Genomic DNA, 17,258 nt, shown 5'->3' with positions numbered 1-17,258 from the left:
AGGGTACATATGTTTGCTTCATTCTATATATTGTTGTTTAGAACTAATAAACCCAGCAATAAATAAAATAATAGCAACAATGATAAATAAAATATTCGGGACATCCCAACTGTTAGTTACGTCGAATAAGTAACCAAATAAAACAGGTCCGATTGCTGCGAGTAAATAGCCAACTGATTGAGCAAACCCAGAAATTTCAGCTGCTTCATATGCTGTTTTTGTTCTTAAAGTGAACAACATCATACAAAGCCCGAATGAAGCCCCTCCTGCAAATCCTAAACAAATCATCCAAAGGAAGGCAAGATTCGTCCATTCAAATAACATTCCGATGAACCCTACAACATAAAAGAATGTAAAAAACAGTACAATAGGTCTCTGAGAAGTAAATTTTTCAGCAATAATAGGGATTAAAAACGTCATAGGAATCTGTGCATATTGCATAATGGAAGTCATCCAACCCGCGCCTTCAGGTGATAGTCCTTGATCCATTAAAATAGATGGAACCCAGGCTACTGTACAATAAAATAAAAGAGACTGAAAGCCCATCGTTGCTGCAATTGCCCATGCTAGGGGAGACTTCCAAAGTTTTGTTCCCTCTTTTGAAGAGGTGTTTGTCATGGTACTTAAATCAACCTTTTCACCCTTTATGAGTGGGAGCCAGACAAATAAAGTAATGATGGTCAAAATAATTGGGAATCCAAGGGCCCCTTGCCATCCAAAAGGTGTATTTTCAGCTATTGGCTGGCTTACCCCAATTGCAAGGCCAGCAGAGACGTTCATCGCAACTGTGTATATTCCCATTAACAATCCAACTTGATATGGATACCTTAGTTTAAAAAAGCTTGGGATTAAGACGTTACCAAAAGAAATTGCTACGCCAATTAAAATAGTACCAAAAATTAACAGTACAGTATTTCCTATAGAACGAACAACAATTCCGAGTGTTAATAAAATAACTGAATAAAATAGCGTTAGCTCCATTCCAAATTTCCTTGCAATCCTAGGGGCAAAGGGAGAAACAACAGCAAAAGCAAGAAGTGGTATTGTTGTTAAGAATCCTGCTAAAACATTAGAAATGCCGAGCCCTTCACGTATATAAGGAATAATTGGACCAACTGCTGTTAAAGGAGTACGTAATGTAGTGGCTAAAAAAATAATAGCGAATACAAACAAGAGTGTTGTGATAGAAAATAGCAGTTTTCTTTGTGGATGGATCGTTTGTTTTTCATTCATAAGTTTCCTCCAATAATTGAGAGTAAATCCTTTTCATGACTGTAGCATATTGAGCGGATTTATCAAAATAAACTGAAATCTCCTAATAAGTTGTAATCGATTTTTTACTATGCTAAACTCGATAACGATTAAATATTTAAGAATAATAAATACCTCATAGTAATGGGGTAGAGGTCGCGATTATTAAGAGTAAAGCAGTGGAGATTGAGAGAATCGAAGAAACAGCTTGAAAGGAATAATTGCCGAAGTGTTAACGTAACTCTCTAGGTTAATGCTGGGGCTGTTTTCGAAAGGAACAGAACTGTCACAGGTTTAGGCTGTGTTGAGCTATCTTTCAATTTTAGTATGTGGTAATATCTTTTTTTGTATCAGATTTGTAAACACTTACCAAGATAAATTGAGTTATGCCATCACAACAATTTTGTGATGGTTTTTTCATTAATAAGGCAATACTGTGAGTACGATAAAGGAGATTTCTAAATGAGTAAGCGACAACAAGAGTCAAAACAACAGTTACAACGTGGATTACAGAGCCGACATATAGCAATGATCTCCCTTGGTGGAACAATTGGGACAGGATTATTTTTAGCAAGTGGAGCTTCTATTGCACAGGCAGGGCCAGGTGGGGCGCTACTTGCGTATGCACTAATCGGTGTCATGGTGTATTTCTTAATGACAAGCTTAGGTGAAATGGCAGCATACATGCCTACTTCTGGATCATTCAGTACGTATGCAACAAAATTTGTAGACCCTGCATTTGGATTTGCGATGGGGTGGAACTATTGGTATAACTGGGCAATTACTATTGCCGCGGAAATTTCAGCTGTATCATTAATTATGAAATATTGGTTCCCAGATAGTTCATCTGCTTTGTGGACAATTTTATTTATTATCGTCGTATTAACCTTCAATATTCTTTCGGTTAGGGCGTATGGGGAAAGTGAATATTGGTTTGCTATGATTAAAGTGGCAACAGTCATCGTTTTTATTATCGTTTCATTCTTAATGATTTTCGGTATTTTAGGTGGAAATGACCCAGTTGGATTTGAGAACTTCTTTGCTGGGGAAGCACCTTTCAATGGGGGATTCTTAGCTATTTTTGGTATCTTTTTAGCTGCAGGTTTCTCTTTCCAGGGTACGGAGCTATTAGGTGTGACAGCTGGGGAGACAAAAGATCCTGGTAAAAGCATTCCTAAGGCAGTTCGCTCAGTATTTTGGCGTATTCTACTATTTTATATTTTGGCCATTTTTGCAATTGGATTATTAATACCTTATACAGATCCAAGACTTTTATCGGAAGATATTGCAGTTTCACCATTTACACTAGTATTCGATAAATTAGGAATTGCTGTTGCGGCTTCTGTTATGAACGCCATTATTTTAACCGCCATGCTATCTGCAGGGAATTCAGGCTTATATGCTTCTTCTCGTATGTTATGGCAATTAGCTGTAGACGGAAAAGCACCAAAGATTTTTGCGAAGTTAAATTCACGTGGTATTCCTGTATATGCATTGATTGCAACATTGGCAGTTGGATGTTTAGCATTTTTATCATCCTTCTTCGGAGATGGTGTTGTTTACATGTGGTTGTTAAATGCTTCAGGTTTATCTGGGTTTATCGCTTGGGTAGGTATCGCTATTAGTCATTATCGTTTCCGCAAAGCCTTTATTGCACAAGGGAAGGATTTAAGCGTGTTACCTTATCGGGCAAGATTTTTCCCATTTGGTCCATTATTTGCGCTCATTGTTTGTATAATTGTTATACTTGGTCAAAATTATACAGCATTTGTAGGTGGCAATATTGATTGGTATGGAATTTTAGTATCTTACATTGGAATACCACTATTTTTAATTTTATGGTTTGGTTATAAAATTAAGCATAAAACAAAAGTCGTACCTTTAAATGAATGCGATTTAAATCATAAGTAAGCGAAAACGGCGAAATTCAATTGTTTGGATTTTGCCGTTTTTTTCTTATAAAAGATGGAAACGAATAAAGGGAGAAGTTACACTATTAAAAGTTAATTTAAACTAAAATTTTATTGAAAACGTACATGAATACAGTGGAGATAGAATAATGATAATTGATAGCAATTATAGGTCATTTGTCGAAAAAAGGGATAAATTGATTGGATAGATTTAAAGGTAAAGGATGTTGAGAATATGACGGTTTCAGCTGGTTTTTATAAAAAGATGCAAGACTGGATTATTAATGAGCACACTGGGAATGTGGCATATCGCCCCTTTCAATCGAATGGAAATCCTTACAGAGCAAAAATCTTTTTAGTGGGATCAAATCCAGAACCAATTCCCCAAATTGAATTAGAGGATATAAAAATGTTTGCTGATTCTTTAGTGGATATCCAGTTGTTCGAAATATTAAGTGGTCAATTAACAAGAGAGCAAAAAGGTTGGCTTAACTTTTCCGTGTGGATGAAGGAACAATTGAACCAGGAAGTTGCTTTTACATATGTAAATTGTTATCAAGCAGAGGAATTACAACAATTAAAGCAATTGAAAAAAGATAAAGATCCATTGTATGTAAAGGGGACAGAAATATTTGAGGAAGTATTAAATGAATTTTTACCAGATGTGATTATTTTAAATGGAACTAGTGCACTTAAAATGTTCCGAGAAAATTTTGAACGTGTGTTAATTGATACAAATTCCTCCAAGGAAACATTACAACAGATTGAAGAAGGCGGGATTTTTGCAACATTACCATTAAGAGAAGGGAAAAATGTAAAAGTTCTTGCTTGCCGAAATATGATGTATTTTGGAAAAGAAGGTGCATCATTTGGTCATTTGAAAAAAATAATAAGCGAAATTTATGGTAATTATTTTGTGTAAATTTTGCGGAAAAAGCTTTAAATACGAACAATTTTACTAAAAATAATGTGAATGATAGGTAATTTCCGAATAATTAGAATCGTTTTTTTATTCAATAGGTGTTGCATTCGACATAATCCGTGTTTATAATGGGTTCATTCTTAACAAAATCTTTACAATTGAAACTCATATAATCGCGAGAATATGGCTCGCAAGTTTCTACCGACTTACCGTAAATAAGTCGACTATGAGGAGCAGTGAGTGATGGCGAATGCATCTTTTATTAACCGTAGCCATTATTCTATAACCTTTGAGTAATCACTCGGAAGGCTTGCTCTCTCATAGAGAGACAAGTTTTCCGAGTTTTTTTGATTTGACAACTTTTATAGACCAATAGAAAAGGAGACTTTCATCATGGAATTGTTGAAAGATAAAATCACAAAAGAAGGAAGAGTTTTATCAGATACCGTACTTAAAGTAGACTCGTTTTTAAACCACCAAATTGATCCGCTTCTAATGAAAGAAGTTGGGGAGGAATTCGCTAATCGTTTTGCAGATCAAGTCATTACAAAAGTATTAACAATCGAGTCTTCGGGTATTGCCCCAGCAACATTTTTAGGGTTAACAATTGGTGCACCGGTAGTATTTGCCCGTAAGAAAAAGTCACTTACTTTATCAGATAACTTATATACATCTCAAGTTTATTCATTTACGAAAAATGAAACAAATGATATTTCAGTTTCGAAAGACTATCTTAAGGCAGATGACAATGTATTAATTATCGATGATTTCCTAGCAAATGGTGAAGCAGTAAAGGGGTTACTTGATATTGCTGAACAAGCCGGAGCACATGTAGTGGGTGTTGGAATTGTGATTGAAAAAGGCTTCCAAATGGGCGGTAAGGCATTACGTGAACAAGGGTTGCGTATTGAGTCACTTGCAAATATTAAGTCATTAGCTGACGGGAAAGTAGAATTTTTTGACTAATACAATTTTATTTAATGTTTTGAAGAAAGCACAGCGCAGCAAATACGCCAAGGCGCATTTGGTTCATTTCTTTTAACTTTAAGGAGGATTTTGTTCAAATGAACAATGCAAAAGCGACAACGCTAGGAATTCAACATTTACTTGCTATGTATGCAGGTGCCATACTAGTACCGTTAATCATAGGTGGAGAACTTGGGTTTAATTCTACAGAAATGACGTATTTAGTTGCCATTGACATTATGATGTGTGGTGTTGCAACACTGTTACAAGTAATGCGAGGAAAAATGTTTGGGGTCGGTTTACCAGTAGTATTAGGATGTACATTTACAGCGGTATTTCCAATTATCGCAATTGGTTCTGAGAAAGGGATCGGTGCCATTTACGGAGCAGTTATTGCTTCAGGTATAATTGTCATTTTAATCTCAGGTGTGTTCGGGAAATTAGTGAAGTTCTTCCCACCAGTTGTAACCGGATCGGTAGTAACGATTATCGGTATTTCATTAATCCCTGTTGCTATCAACAACATGGGTGGTGGTCAAGGTGCTCCCGATTTCGGTTCATCTACTAACATAACATTGGCCATGATTACGTTAATCATTATTCTATTAATCTATCGTTTTACAACAGGATTTACCCGTTCAATTTCGATTTTATTAGGGTTAGTCATTAGCACTGTGGTTGCTGCATTCCTTGGTAAGGTGGATTTCAAACCAGTTGCTGATGCCTCTTGGTTCCATATGGTGCAACCGTTCTACTTCGGAACACCAACCTTTGACCTCGGTGCAATTATTACAATGACTCTTGTGGCTATGGTTTCATTAGTTGAGTCTTCAGGTGTTTACTTTGCATTAAGTGATATTACAAAACAAAAAATAGATTCAAAGGATTTAGCCCGTGGGTATCGTTCTGAGGGGCTAGCTTCGATTATCGGTGGGATTTTCAATGCATTCCCTTATACGACGTTCTCTCAAAACGTTGGACTATTAAAAATGACAGGTGTGAAGGAACGTAAAGTAATCTTTATTACTGGTGGCATGTTGGTAGCGCTTGGGTTCCTACCAAAAGTAGCGGCTCTAACAACAATCATCCCAACTGCTGTACTTGGTGGAGCGATGTTAGCCATGTTCGGTATGGTTGTAACGCAAGGAATTACAATGTTAGCACCACAAATTTCACTTTCACCAGAAAACGCAATGATTGCAGCAATTTCAGTTGGACTTGGTGCTGGTGTTGCATTTGTGCCAAATATCTTTGCTGTATTACCACCTAGTCTATCAATTTTAACGTCCAATGGAATTGTATGTGGTTCTGTAACAGCTATCGTGTTAAACATCGTATTTAATATGATTGGAAAGAAACAAGAAGAACCGGTCCACAAGACACAAGCAGTTAGCGCAGAATCTTAGGGACATGAGGGACAGGTACCTCGTCCCGCTTTTAATATATTAAATTCAGTGAATTCTTACTTACAATACTCAAAGCATAAAAAGTGTTTCTAAAACTCAAGGCGTGGGTTTAGAAACACTTTTTTCCTTTTCCATGCTAATTTCCTTAAGTGCATTTTGGATGGAGTTCATTGTTCAAAACCCCAATTCATATTAGTTAAGCCATAATAATTTGTTCGTTGCGAAGCCTATATGGGTCTTTTCACTTTAACGCTTCAACACTTCGTCCAACGTTGGTAAAGATTCGATGGCGCCCATTTTTTCGCAAACTATGGCACCTACTTTATTGCTGAATTGAATAATGTCTTTCCATTGCGATAAGGTTGCAATATGTGGATCTGGCAGTGAACTTAATTGAAATAAGGCAGCACCGACAAAAGCATCCCCAGCACCGGTTGAATCAATAGCTTTAATTGAAATGCTTTCTATTAAAAATGTATGTTCTCTATTAGAGAAATACGTCCCGTTTTTACCTAAAGTAACCGCTATGAACTTAGCACCTACTAAATGAAGCTGTGTAATTGCCTTATTCAAATCTGATTCGTTTGTTAATAACATTAATTCCTCTTCACTAACTTTAAGAAAGTCACAATAAGCAATGCATTGTAATGTAAGCTCTACGAAGTCTCTTTCTTTTCCTTTCCATAAATCAGAACGGAAATTTGGATCGAAGGAAATAAAACAATTTTTTTGCTTTGCTACTTTTAGTACTTCAAAATATGTATGTTGGAAAGCACCTGGTAATAAGGCGGTAGCTGAACCGAAGTGAACGATCTTTATAGTATCTAGGGTTTCTAGAGGGAATTCGTCAATTGCTAAATAAGCATCAGCACCTCGGTTAAATACAAAATCTCTTTGACCATCTTCCGTTAATGAAACAAATGCAAGAGTGGTCGCATGAGTTGGGTCTTTCACTAGAAACTTTGTATTTACGCCTACATCTTTTAATGTAGTTTCTAGAAAGTCTCCAAATGGATCAGCTCCTACTTTTCCGCTAAAATATGCAGATCCGCCAAGTCGAGAGATGGTAGCACAGACATTTGCAGGTGCTCCCCCTGCTTTTTTCGTAAAGGATTGACCATCTTTCAAATTGGTATTGACTTCGTTGCAGAAAAAATCAATTAAAAGTTCACCTATACTTAAAATGGGTACATTCAAGCTAATCGTTCCTTTCTTTATTTGTATTCATTATACAATGCCTTTAAAATTCACAAAAAAATGCCCGTTTTAGAAACGGACATTTTAAGTGTGTAGTTCAGTGTTTCTAATGTAGTCCTGAAGATACCTACTCTGCATTTGGATAAATCATTGTTTTTGGATCAACATATTGGTCAAACTGTTCTTCTGTAAGTAATCCTGTAGCGATAGCAGCCTCTTTCAAAGTTGTTCCTTCTTTATGGGCCTTTTTTGCTATCTTCGCAGCATTTTCATAACCAATATGTGGGTTTAATGCGGTTACGAGCATCAATGAATTTTTTAAGTTTTGTTCAAGTACTTCAGTATTTGGCTCAATACCGATAGCACAGTGATCATTGAATGATTTCATTGCATCACCAAGAAGACGAGCTGATTGAAGGAAGTTATAGATAATTACTGGTTTAAAGACGTTCAGTTCGAAGTTTCCTTGGCTTGCTGCAAAAGCAATTGTCGCATCGTTTCCAACTACCTGCGTGACTACCATTGTCATGGCTTCACTTTGGGTTGGGTTCACTTTTCCCGGCATGATTGAACTTCCCGGTTCATTTTCCGGAATCGTAATTTCACCAATTCCACTTCGAGGACCACTTGCTAACCAGCGTACGTCATTAGCGATTTTCATTAAGTCGGCTGCTAGTGCTTTTAGAGAGCCGTGTGCTGTAACGATTTCATCATGACTAGTTAAAGCGTGAAATTTATTTTCAGATGAAGCAAATGATTTTCCTGTAATCGTACTAATTTCCTCAGCTACCATGTCTCCAAATTTAGGGTGTGCATTTATGCCGGTACCTACTGCAGTTCCTCCAATTGCAAGATCTTTTAGAAACTGAGTTGTGACTGCAATCATTTTTTCGGATTTTACAAGCATGTAGTGCCAACCGCTAATTTCTTGACCAAGTGTTAGGGGCGTGGCGTCTTGTAAATGTGTACGGCCAATTTTAATAATATCTTTAAACTGATTCGACTTATCTTCTAAAGTTGCTTTTAATTGGTGAAGTCTCGGTATTAAATAATTCTCGACCATTTCAACTGCAGCAATATGTAAGGCTGTAGGGAATGTGTCATTTGAGCTTTGGGACTTGTTTACATCATCATTTGGATGAACTCGTTCAGATGAATTTTGTTGTTCTAAAAGCTGGTTGGCACGATGAGCAATGACTTCGTTCACGTTCATATTTGTTTGCGTACCACTTCCTGTTTGCCACACGACTAGAGGGAAGTGTTCATCCCACTTACCAGCAAGAATTTCATCTGCTGCGGCCACAATCACATCTGCTTTTTCGGGTGATAATTTATTGAGTTTTTTATTCGTAATTGCTGCAGCCTTTTTTAGTATTGTTAATCCACGAATTACTTCCATCGGCATTGTTTCATGCCCTATTTTGAAATTTTCTTTACTTCGCTGAGTTTGCGCACCCCAGATTTTATCGGAAGGAACACGAACTTCTCCCAGTGTATCTTTTTCAATTCGGTAGTCCATCTCTACAACTCCTTTGTGTCTGTATAGGCTAATTATACCCACCAGTAAAAATTATAGTATGCCATTGCCTTTGTTTATTCGTAAAAGCTGATTTTAGTCATTATTAAAATTGAATAAAGTCAATCTTTTAAAGTGTAAAGAAAATGGATTATTACAATATATCAACGTATTAATAAAATATGAAAAAATAACCATTGCATTCCTAGTGGAATACAAGGTATTATGTTCTTACTGTTTTTTATAAGAATTTAAAAAGGAAGTGAAAATTTTGATATATATGATCATAACGGGATTACTTTGTGGAGCGTTATTAGGCTTTGTCATGCAAAGAGGTCGTTTCTGTTTAACTGGTGGCTTCCGTGATATGTATTTAGCGAAGGATAACCGTATGTTTTATGCGTTACTAATAGCGATTGCAGTTCAAAGTGTCGGTGTGTTTTTACTTATAGACTTAGGTGTATTTGAGTATTCTGCTGGTGCATTACCTATTCTGTCAGTAATTGTTGGTTCTTTTATTTTTGGTATTGGAATCATTTTAGCAGGGGGTTGTGCAACGGGCACTTGGTATCGTGCAGGAGAGGGTTTAATTGGTAGTTGGATTGCATTAGCTGGGTATATGTTAATGAGCACAATGATGCGTACAGGTGTATTTGGACCATTAAACCAACAAATGCAAACAAGTTCTGTATTGCCAACAAATTCAATAGCAGAAACATTTGGAATTAATCACTGGTTTATTATAATTCCTTTTGTTGCTGTTGTACTATTTATCATTTATAAACAATTAACAAAACCGAAAGTAGCTATTCCTAAATTAAAAGCTAAGCGTACAGGTTTATCACATCTATTATTCGAAAAGCGTTGGCATCCATTTGTAACGGCAACTTTAATTGGAATAATTGCGTTAATCGCATGGCCATTAAGTGCTGCAACTGGTCGAGTTTTTGGATTAGGAATTACAACGCCATCAGCTAATATCCTTCAGTATTTAACAACAGGCGATCAAAGATTCTTAAACTGGGGTGTATTTTTAGTAGTTGGTATTTTTAGTGGCTCATTGATCGCAGCAAAAGCAAGCAAAGAGTTTCGTTTCAGAATGCCGGATGTGAAAACTGGAATTAATAGTTTTATTGGTGGTAATTTGATGGGATTTGGCGCGACACTTGCAGGAGGCTGTTCAATCGGAAATGGCTTGGTAATGACTGCAATGATGACTTGGCAAGGTTGGATAGGGCTAGTGTTTATGATCTTAGGTACATGGACAGCATCTTATTTTGTTTTTGTTCGACCACGACAAAAGGCAAAAGCTGCGAAACTAAAACAAGAAGTAACAACTGCTTAATAGATCTGGGAGGATTTTAAAATGCAAAAGAAATTAGAAGTATTAGGAATGGTTTGTCCATTTCCGTTAATTGAAGCGCAACAGGCAATAGAAGAATTAAATTCAGGAGACGAATTAGTTGTTGAATTTGACTGTACACAAGGGACAGAATCAATTCCGCGTTGGGCTGCAGAAGCTGGTCATACTGTAACAGAGTTCGAACAAACAGACGAAGCGGCGTGGACAATTACAATTCAAAAAAAATAAGAGAATTATTAAACACCGCTTGTGCGTTAAGCAAAATAGACTTTGCTTACCAACAAGCGGTGTTTTTTTACGGTATTCACCTTAGGTTTCACCTCTAGTTATTAAATGATTTTTACGTAAAAATCTTGTCCATTATAAAAACGGTCTAAGTCGTTTTTAAGTTGTTCATAGTAGTTCTTAATTGATTTGGCTAAACCTGAGTGACCATTTAGGTATGTTCCTTGTTGAATTTGTTTTCCGGGGTTATGAAAATCAAAGTACAATTTTATTTCCGGACACATATTTTCTAGAATGCTTTGGAAGTCCTGTAGAGGAATATGAAGACCTCGTGTATAGCGACATTCTCTTCTGTACGTATCGTGTGAAACGTTAATTGGTGTTGACTCCACTACCATTTTCAAGTTGCTCATAAACATCATCTCCTTATGTTAGTGTTAGGTACAATGACCATTTGATATATTATAACAAATGAATTGTTAAAAGTCAGAAAATTTAGTAAATATTTTGTAAATATTTTTTAAAAATTTTTTATAGCTTTGCTATTTTTACCAAAGAAATTACGACAGGTACAGTAACTGCAAAGAGTATTTGCTTATTATTCCCAAGTGTCTCTTTGCATCTCTTCTGCGACAACTTGTAAATCATAAGCGTTAATTTTCATAATTTCATAATTATGTTGATCAGCGTATTTTTCGGCTGTGCGTAGTACGTATTTAGGGGAGCCCTCGTTTTCTTCATCATATACGAGTAATATAGCGTCGGTATTTTGGATAATAAATTTATCTTTCTCGATAAACTGCCAAGGTGCTTCGTAAGGGCGCTTAGTAACACTTGTCACAAAGTCTGCTTGAGATTTAATAAGATAATAGGTCTGTTGCTTTTGTTCATTCCAATTTTTTTCTTGATCAAGGAAGGGGGTAATAATTGAATACTTTAAATTAGGATATTCACGCTTCATCTCTATAACCACTTCAGCTGCCCATGTTTCAACCCCTAATTGCCCGCTTATAACGATCCACTCAAGTCCATCATCTAAAAGTGTGCGGAATTCGTTTTCTAATGCCTTTTTAATGATAGGGATTCCGGGGTGACTATTATTGAAAATACCTAATTCATGTGGTTTATATCCTGTTACAAAAATAGTTTGAATCATTGTCTAACTCCTTTGACAAGTATTATATGTTAACTATAACTTTTTCAGAACAGAAAAATCCACGGAGAGAAGTGATTCTTATCTAGTAGGATACTACCTTAGTAAATGCTCGTAATGGGGAGGGATTCAAAAAACAGATTACAGTGCTCATAAAGCAAATAAACTTACTTCGTAACCCCTAGCACTCACACTGCCCACGCTATAAAGGTAAAAAAAGGGCTATTCAATTTGCCAAGAGGGAGTAATGGCAAACTGAATAACCTCAAAATTATATAAATAGGTTTAAATAAGCTTTAAATTCAACGTGTCTTAAGATTAATTAAGCTTCAAAAACAGATTTGATTTTTTCTAATGCCCAATCAAGCTCTTCCTTAGAGATAATTAATGGAGGAGCAAAACGAATAACAAAGTCATGTGTTTCTTTACATAATAGGCCTAATCCCATTAATTGTTCACAATACTTACGAGCTGGTTCATTTAATTCAACACCGATGAATAGACCTCTACCACGAACTTCTTTAATGGATGGGTGGTTAATTGAACGTAATTGCTCTTGGAAGTATTCACCTAATTCAAGTGAACGTTCAGTTAGGTTTTCATCTTCTAACACTTCAAGTGAAGCTAATGAAACAGCACAAGCAAGTGGGTTACCACCGAAAGTAGAACCGTGAGAACCTGGGTTTAAGACACCAAGGATATCGTTGTTAGCTACTACTGCAGAAATTGGGAATACGCCACCGCCAAGTGCTTTACCAAGGATGATCACATCAGGTGTTACATTCTCCCATTGATGAGCAAACATTTTTCCAGTACGTGCTAAACCAGTTTGAATTTCATCAGTAATGAATAGAACGTTGTTTTCTTTACAAATTTGTTCAGCTGCTTTTAAGAATCCTTCTTCCGGAATAACAATTCCAGCTTCACCTTGAATTGGTTCTACGATGAACGCAGCAGTATTAGGCGTAATTGCTTCTCTTAACGCTTGTGCATCACCGTATGGAATTAGTTTGAAACCAGGTAAAATTGGTCCAAATCCACGTTGATACTCTTTTTCAGAAGATAAAGAAACAGCACCCATTGTACGTCCGTGGAAATTTCCATTACAGCCAATGATTTCGGCTTTATTATCCTCAACGCCTTTTACTTCGTATGCCCAACGACGTGCCACTTTAATTGCAGATTCAACAGCTTCGGCACCAGTATTCATAGGTAGTACCATATTTTTGCCTGTCATTTGTGTTAATTTTTCATACCATGGACCAAGTTGGTCATTGTGGAATGCACGAGAAGTTAAAGTAACTTTATCTGCTTGATCTTTTAAAGCTTGAATAATTTTTGGATGACGGTGACCTTGATTAAGTGCAGAATACGCAGAAAGCATATCCATATATTTGTTACCTTCTGGATCATAAACCCAAACACCTTCACCACGTTCAACTACGATTGGTAGTGGATGATAGTTATGTGCACCAAAAGTTTCTGTTTTTTCAATTACCTTAGCTGTTTTTGTATTAGTCTTAGTCATAGTAAATTCCTCCTTAATATTCCATTCATAAGCGACTTACTTTTACAGTGTATGACGCAAGTCTTCTCACAATATAGTTTCACTTCACCTAATGTAGAGCAACTTTCTTACTCACTATTATATAAGCAATTTATATGCCAACTTTTAAACGTGGTTAAATGAATGATTGTACATATAACGCAAAATAAATTTGCGCAAAAATTTTTTAATTCCCACTGTTTCGCCAAAAAATTTTGCGGTATGATAGCGATAGAGGTGATGATATTTGAGTCACAAACAGCAATCAATTATGAAGAAATTATATGAAGAAATCGTAGAACGTGTTGGCGTTGGTATTCACGCAGTTGATCGCGAAGGGAAAACCATCATTTATAATAATAAAATGCGGGACATGGAAGCGATGGATAAAGAAGATGTCCTACATAAAGATGTTCGGGAAGTATTTAAGTTTCAAGAAAATCAAAGTAGTACTTTATTAAAGTCACTAGAACATGGTGAAGAAATTGTTAATGTAAAACAAACATACTTTAATAATAAAGGTGTAGAAATTACAACGGTTAATCATACCTTCCCGCTAGTACTAGATAATAAAATTTATGCTGCTGTTGAGTTGTCAACGGACGTTACGAAGATGGAACGCCTAATGCGTCAAAAAAGAACTCAAACTAAAACAGATTTCACATTTGAACATATTATTGGTAACAGTAATGAAATTCGAGAGGTCATAAGCTTGGCGAAAAGGGCAACTCGAACGAATTCGAGTGTGTTAATTATTGGTGAAACCGGAACAGGTAAAGAGCTATTTGCACAAAGTATTCATGCCGAAAGTGAGAGAGCAAATGCCCCATTCATTACCCAAAACTGCGCGGCATTACCAGATTCATTAATTGAAGGGATATTGTTTGGAACAACAAAAGGTGCGTTTACTGGTGCAATCGATAGCCCGGGATTATTTGAACAGGCACAAGGTGGAACGTTATTATTAGATGAATTAAACTCTTTAAATATTGCACTTCAAGCAAAATTATTACGGGTTCTTCAAGAACGTAAAGTACGTAGAATTGGTGGGACACAAGAAATAGCCATTGATGTTCGTGTTATTGCTACAGTGAACGAAGACCCAATCGATGCGGTGGCAAACAATCGTTTACGAAAAGACTTATATTACCGTTTAGCAGTTGTTACTTTGTTTATTCCGCCATTAAGGGAACGGGTGGGGGATATTCCGTTATTGGTAGATGAATTTATTCAAAAGTATAACCAATTATTTAAATTAAATGTAAAAGGCGTTTCTGATGAAGTGAAGGAATTTTTTGAAACCCAGAGCTGGCCAGGAAATATTCGTGAGCTAGAACATGTTATTGAAGCATCGATGAACTTAATCAATTACGAACAAATTATTGAGTTTTACCATTTACCCTATCAGTATCGGAAAAAAATTGATGTGAATCAGACTGTGGTGACGCCAGATTTTGCAGTTGTTTCAACTATAGACAACCAGACAAATTTATCTGACCAGTTAACGCATTTTGAGAAGAAATTAATTGAACATTACTTGCAATTGCATAAAAATCATATTACCAATACAGCTGCTGCCTTAGGAATCAGTCGTCAAAGCTTGCAGTATCGAATGAAACGTCTTGATATTTATGTTAAATAGATTTTGTTAGAATCAAAATTTAGCTACCGAAGCGTGAATTTTGAAGCTGCTAATTTACACTTGCAACAATATATTTTTCTAAATGGTAGGAGGTGTATTTGTGGATTTATCGATGCATTTGCAACAAAAAATGGAGACTAAGCTGGCATTAGCACCTCAACTCAAACAGGCGTTGGGTATTCTAAAATTCTCGATGCAAGAACTAGAAAACTATATTCGAGATGAAGCAAATGCAAACTCTCTGATCGAAATTAATGAACAGCATGACAGAGAGATCTTGATTGAAATGGCACGCTTACATCAAGGGGAATTATACTCATACACTAACGCAGAGGACGAATCCTTTGATCCACTTACGCAGGTTGCGAGTAAGGAAGAATCAATAGAACTTTTCTTAATGGAGCAACTGGCAATGCAAAAGCATTTAGAACGAGTAGAAAAAGAAGTGATTCTTTACTATATTCGTAGTCTAAATGGTGACGGGTATTTAGATTGTGACGTGGAGGAAGTCGCGGACTATTTTAATTTGCCCATTTCGCAATGTGAAAATTTACTAGAAATTTTTCAAAGCTTTGATCCTGCTGGAATTGGTGCTCGCAGTCTTCTAGAATGTCTAGTGTTACAACTAAAAAGAAAAGAAGATGCCCCGAAACTATCAATCTCTTTAGTTCAAAATCATTTAGAAGATTTGGCAGATCAACGGTTTGATTTTCTAGCACAACTATTTAACACTTCAGAGGAGGAAGTGTTAAGTGTACTTAGCTATATTCAAACACTTAATCCTCATCCTCTTATTCAAACAGAGGATGAAAAGACAGAGTATATTGTTCCAGATTTGATTGTTGAAGAATTTAATGGAGAGTATATTATTCAAATAAATGATCGGTATTTACCAAAGATCTCTATTAATAAGGAATATGAAGAATTGTTACGGGCTAACGCTAATCCAGAAACAAATGACTATTTAAAGACTAAACTATCAGACGCATTATTATTGATGAAAGGGATTGAACAACGACATGAAACCCTCTATAAAGTAACAAAAGTTATTTTGGAAAAGCAGAAACCATTTTTGCAATCAGGGAAAAAAGCGTTGCAACCACTACGGTTAAAAGATGTGGCAGAAATTGTTGAATTACATGAATCCACCATTAGTAGAGCGATTAGTGATAAATATATACAGACCCCACTAGGCGTTTTTCCATTAAAAGCGTTATTTATGCGCGGGGTAAAAACAGAATCTGGATCGGTTGAATCGATCATAACTATTAAAGACAAAATTAAGGCAATTATTGAAAATGAAAATGTGAAAAAGCCGTATTCCGATCAAAAAATTTCAAACCTATTATTATTAGAAGGAATCCAAATTGCAAGAAGAACTGTAGCTAAATATAGAGAAGAGCTTGGTTTTTTACAATCCACTAAACGAGCAAGAGATAGTAAGTAGATAGTTAAAAGATAAGTATTTAAGTGCGCAGGTTATAGTACCTGTGCATTTTTTTACTTTTAAAAGGACGTGAACAATGTAAATCTCGTTCATATTACAGTGTGCCGTTGCGCGTTATTGATTTGGTTCCAATCATTGTTATTGCATATTTTAGTCGGTAGAAAAGACAGCGAAGAAACCCTGTCTTATTGTTCGAGGAAATCTTTAAGTATATGAAAAAATTGAAGACCTTTTTAAAGTGGTTTAATCACTTATTCAACGGTAGATAGGAGGTAATAACTAAAATAAAGAATAATTTATATTTATTGTTGACGTCTTACTATACATAGTGCTATTATTATATAGCTGTCGCAAACAACTTATATATTTTGATAAATTTTCAAAAAATGTTTGACTATATAAAAGTTATAGCGATATAATAAAATTCCTGTCGCATAGATATGGTGTTGGTTGTTATAAAATAGTTGTTGACAAGAATTTCACTATTTTGTACAATTTAATTCCTGTCTGTAAAACGATAGTGGAAATGAACCTTGAAAACTGAACAACAAAACGTTAATGAAAACGTTTCTTCTATTGTAAGAAACAAAATTTTGGACATCAAAATTGATGCCAGCTAAAAATTTGAGCTTTATCAAATTTTCTTTTATGGAGAGTTTGATCCTGGCTCAGGACGAACGCTGGCGGCGTGCCTAATACATGCAAGTCGAGCGA

14 protein-coding genes, 1 rRNA gene and 2 riboswitches are annotated in these 17,258 nt (G+C 35.9%); of the genes, 9 read left to right on the top strand and 6 right to left on the bottom strand.

What is annotated here, in order from left to right:
- Positions 1-18 precede the first annotated feature (18 nt).
- Positions 19-1,233 carry a CynX/NimT family MFS transporter gene (locus JOD29_RS17615; protein ID WP_124766736.1) on the bottom strand — a complete coding sequence of 405 codons (1,215 nt, stop codon included), beginning with the start codon at positions 1,231-1,233 and terminating at the stop codon, positions 19-21.
- Positions 1,234-1,393: 160 nt separating this feature from the next.
- A riboswitch (Lysine riboswitch) is annotated at positions 1,394-1,571 on the top strand.
- Positions 1,572-1,713: 142 nt separating this feature from the next.
- Between JOD29_RS17615 and JOD29_RS17610 the strand changes: the two genes are divergently transcribed.
- From JOD29_RS17610 to JOD29_RS17595, 4 genes are all read left to right on the top strand, one after another.
- Complete coding sequence (locus tag JOD29_RS17610; protein ID WP_124766737.1) at positions 1,714-3,162, top strand: amino acid permease; 1,449 nt, start codon at positions 1,714-1,716, stop codon at positions 3,160-3,162.
- A 234-nt stretch (positions 3,163-3,396) separates the two neighbouring features.
- Positions 3,397-4,083, top strand: a complete 687-nt coding sequence (locus JOD29_RS17605) for a hypothetical protein (protein WP_124766738.1) — start codon at positions 3,397-3,399, stop codon at positions 4,081-4,083.
- Between the two features lie 145 nt (positions 4,084-4,228).
- Positions 4,229-4,330: riboswitch (purine riboswitch) on the top strand.
- Between the two features lie 146 nt (positions 4,331-4,476).
- Complete coding sequence (locus JOD29_RS17600) at positions 4,477-5,049, top strand: xanthine phosphoribosyltransferase (RefSeq protein ID WP_124766739.1); 573 nt, start codon at positions 4,477-4,479, stop codon at positions 5,047-5,049.
- A gap of 98 nt (positions 5,050-5,147) precedes the next feature.
- Positions 5,148-6,455 carry a nucleobase:cation symporter-2 family protein gene (locus JOD29_RS17595; RefSeq protein ID WP_124766740.1) on the top strand — a complete coding sequence of 436 codons (1,308 nt, stop codon included), beginning with the start codon at positions 5,148-5,150 and terminating at the stop codon, positions 6,453-6,455.
- A gap of 246 nt (positions 6,456-6,701) precedes the next feature.
- Here JOD29_RS17595 and JOD29_RS17590 read toward each other — a convergent pair whose 3' ends face one another.
- Both JOD29_RS17590 and fumC read right to left on the bottom strand, forming a co-directional pair.
- Complete coding sequence (locus JOD29_RS17590; protein ID WP_124766741.1) at positions 6,702-7,652, bottom strand: carbohydrate kinase family protein; 951 nt, start codon at positions 7,650-7,652, stop codon at positions 6,702-6,704.
- A gap of 127 nt (positions 7,653-7,779) precedes the next feature.
- A complete protein-coding gene (fumC, locus tag JOD29_RS17585) occupies positions 7,780-9,171 on the bottom strand; it encodes a class II fumarate hydratase (protein ID WP_124766742.1) in 1,392 nt (463 codons plus the stop codon).
- 277 nt (positions 9,172-9,448) lie between these two features.
- Between fumC and JOD29_RS17580 the strand changes: the two genes are divergently transcribed.
- Both JOD29_RS17580 and JOD29_RS17575 read left to right on the top strand, forming a co-directional pair.
- Positions 9,449-10,513 (top strand): YeeE/YedE family protein, encoded by a 1,065-nt coding sequence (locus JOD29_RS17580; RefSeq protein ID WP_275579665.1) that lies wholly within the window; start codon positions 9,449-9,451, stop codon positions 10,511-10,513.
- Between the two features lie 21 nt (positions 10,514-10,534).
- On the top strand, positions 10,535-10,759 hold the full coding sequence (locus JOD29_RS17575) for a sulfurtransferase TusA family protein (protein ID WP_124766744.1): 225 nt from the start codon (positions 10,535-10,537) through the stop codon (positions 10,757-10,759).
- 101 nt (positions 10,760-10,860) lie between these two features.
- Here the strand turns inward: JOD29_RS17575 and JOD29_RS17570 are convergent, their stop codons facing one another.
- The 3 genes from JOD29_RS17570 to JOD29_RS17560 form a co-directional block, all read right to left on the bottom strand.
- Positions 10,861-11,169: a hypothetical protein gene (locus JOD29_RS17570; protein WP_124766745.1), complete on the bottom strand. Its 309-nt coding sequence runs from the start codon at positions 11,167-11,169 to the stop codon at positions 10,861-10,863.
- A gap of 185 nt (positions 11,170-11,354) precedes the next feature.
- A complete protein-coding gene (locus JOD29_RS17565) occupies positions 11,355-11,912 on the bottom strand; it encodes an SLOG family protein (RefSeq protein ID WP_124766746.1) in 558 nt (185 codons plus the stop codon).
- Between the two features lie 319 nt (positions 11,913-12,231).
- Positions 12,232-13,437 carry an ornithine--oxo-acid transaminase gene (locus tag JOD29_RS17560; protein ID WP_124766747.1) on the bottom strand — a complete coding sequence of 402 codons (1,206 nt, stop codon included), beginning with the start codon at positions 13,435-13,437 and terminating at the stop codon, positions 12,232-12,234.
- 289 nt (positions 13,438-13,726) lie between these two features.
- On the opposite strand from JOD29_RS17560, the gene JOD29_RS17555 reads away from it, so the two are divergent.
- The 3 genes from JOD29_RS17555 to JOD29_RS17545 all read left to right on the top strand — a co-directional run.
- Positions 13,727-15,097 (top strand): sigma-54 interaction domain-containing protein, encoded by a 1,371-nt coding sequence (locus tag JOD29_RS17555; protein ID WP_124766750.1) that lies wholly within the window; start codon positions 13,727-13,729, stop codon positions 15,095-15,097.
- 100 nt (positions 15,098-15,197) lie between these two features.
- Positions 15,198-16,544: an RNA polymerase factor sigma-54 gene (gene rpoN / locus JOD29_RS17550; protein ID WP_158610608.1), complete on the top strand. Its 1,347-nt coding sequence runs from the start codon at positions 15,198-15,200 to the stop codon at positions 16,542-16,544.
- Between the two features lie 645 nt (positions 16,545-17,189).
- A 16S ribosomal RNA gene (locus JOD29_RS17545) occupies positions 17,190-17,258 on the top strand; the annotation flags it as partial.

The organism is Lysinibacillus composti, assembly GCF_016908465.1.
Taxonomy (GTDB): domain Bacteria; phylum Bacillota; class Bacilli; order Bacillales_A; family Planococcaceae; genus Ureibacillus; species Ureibacillus composti_A.
This window is presented reverse-complemented; position numbering and strand designations above follow the sequence as displayed.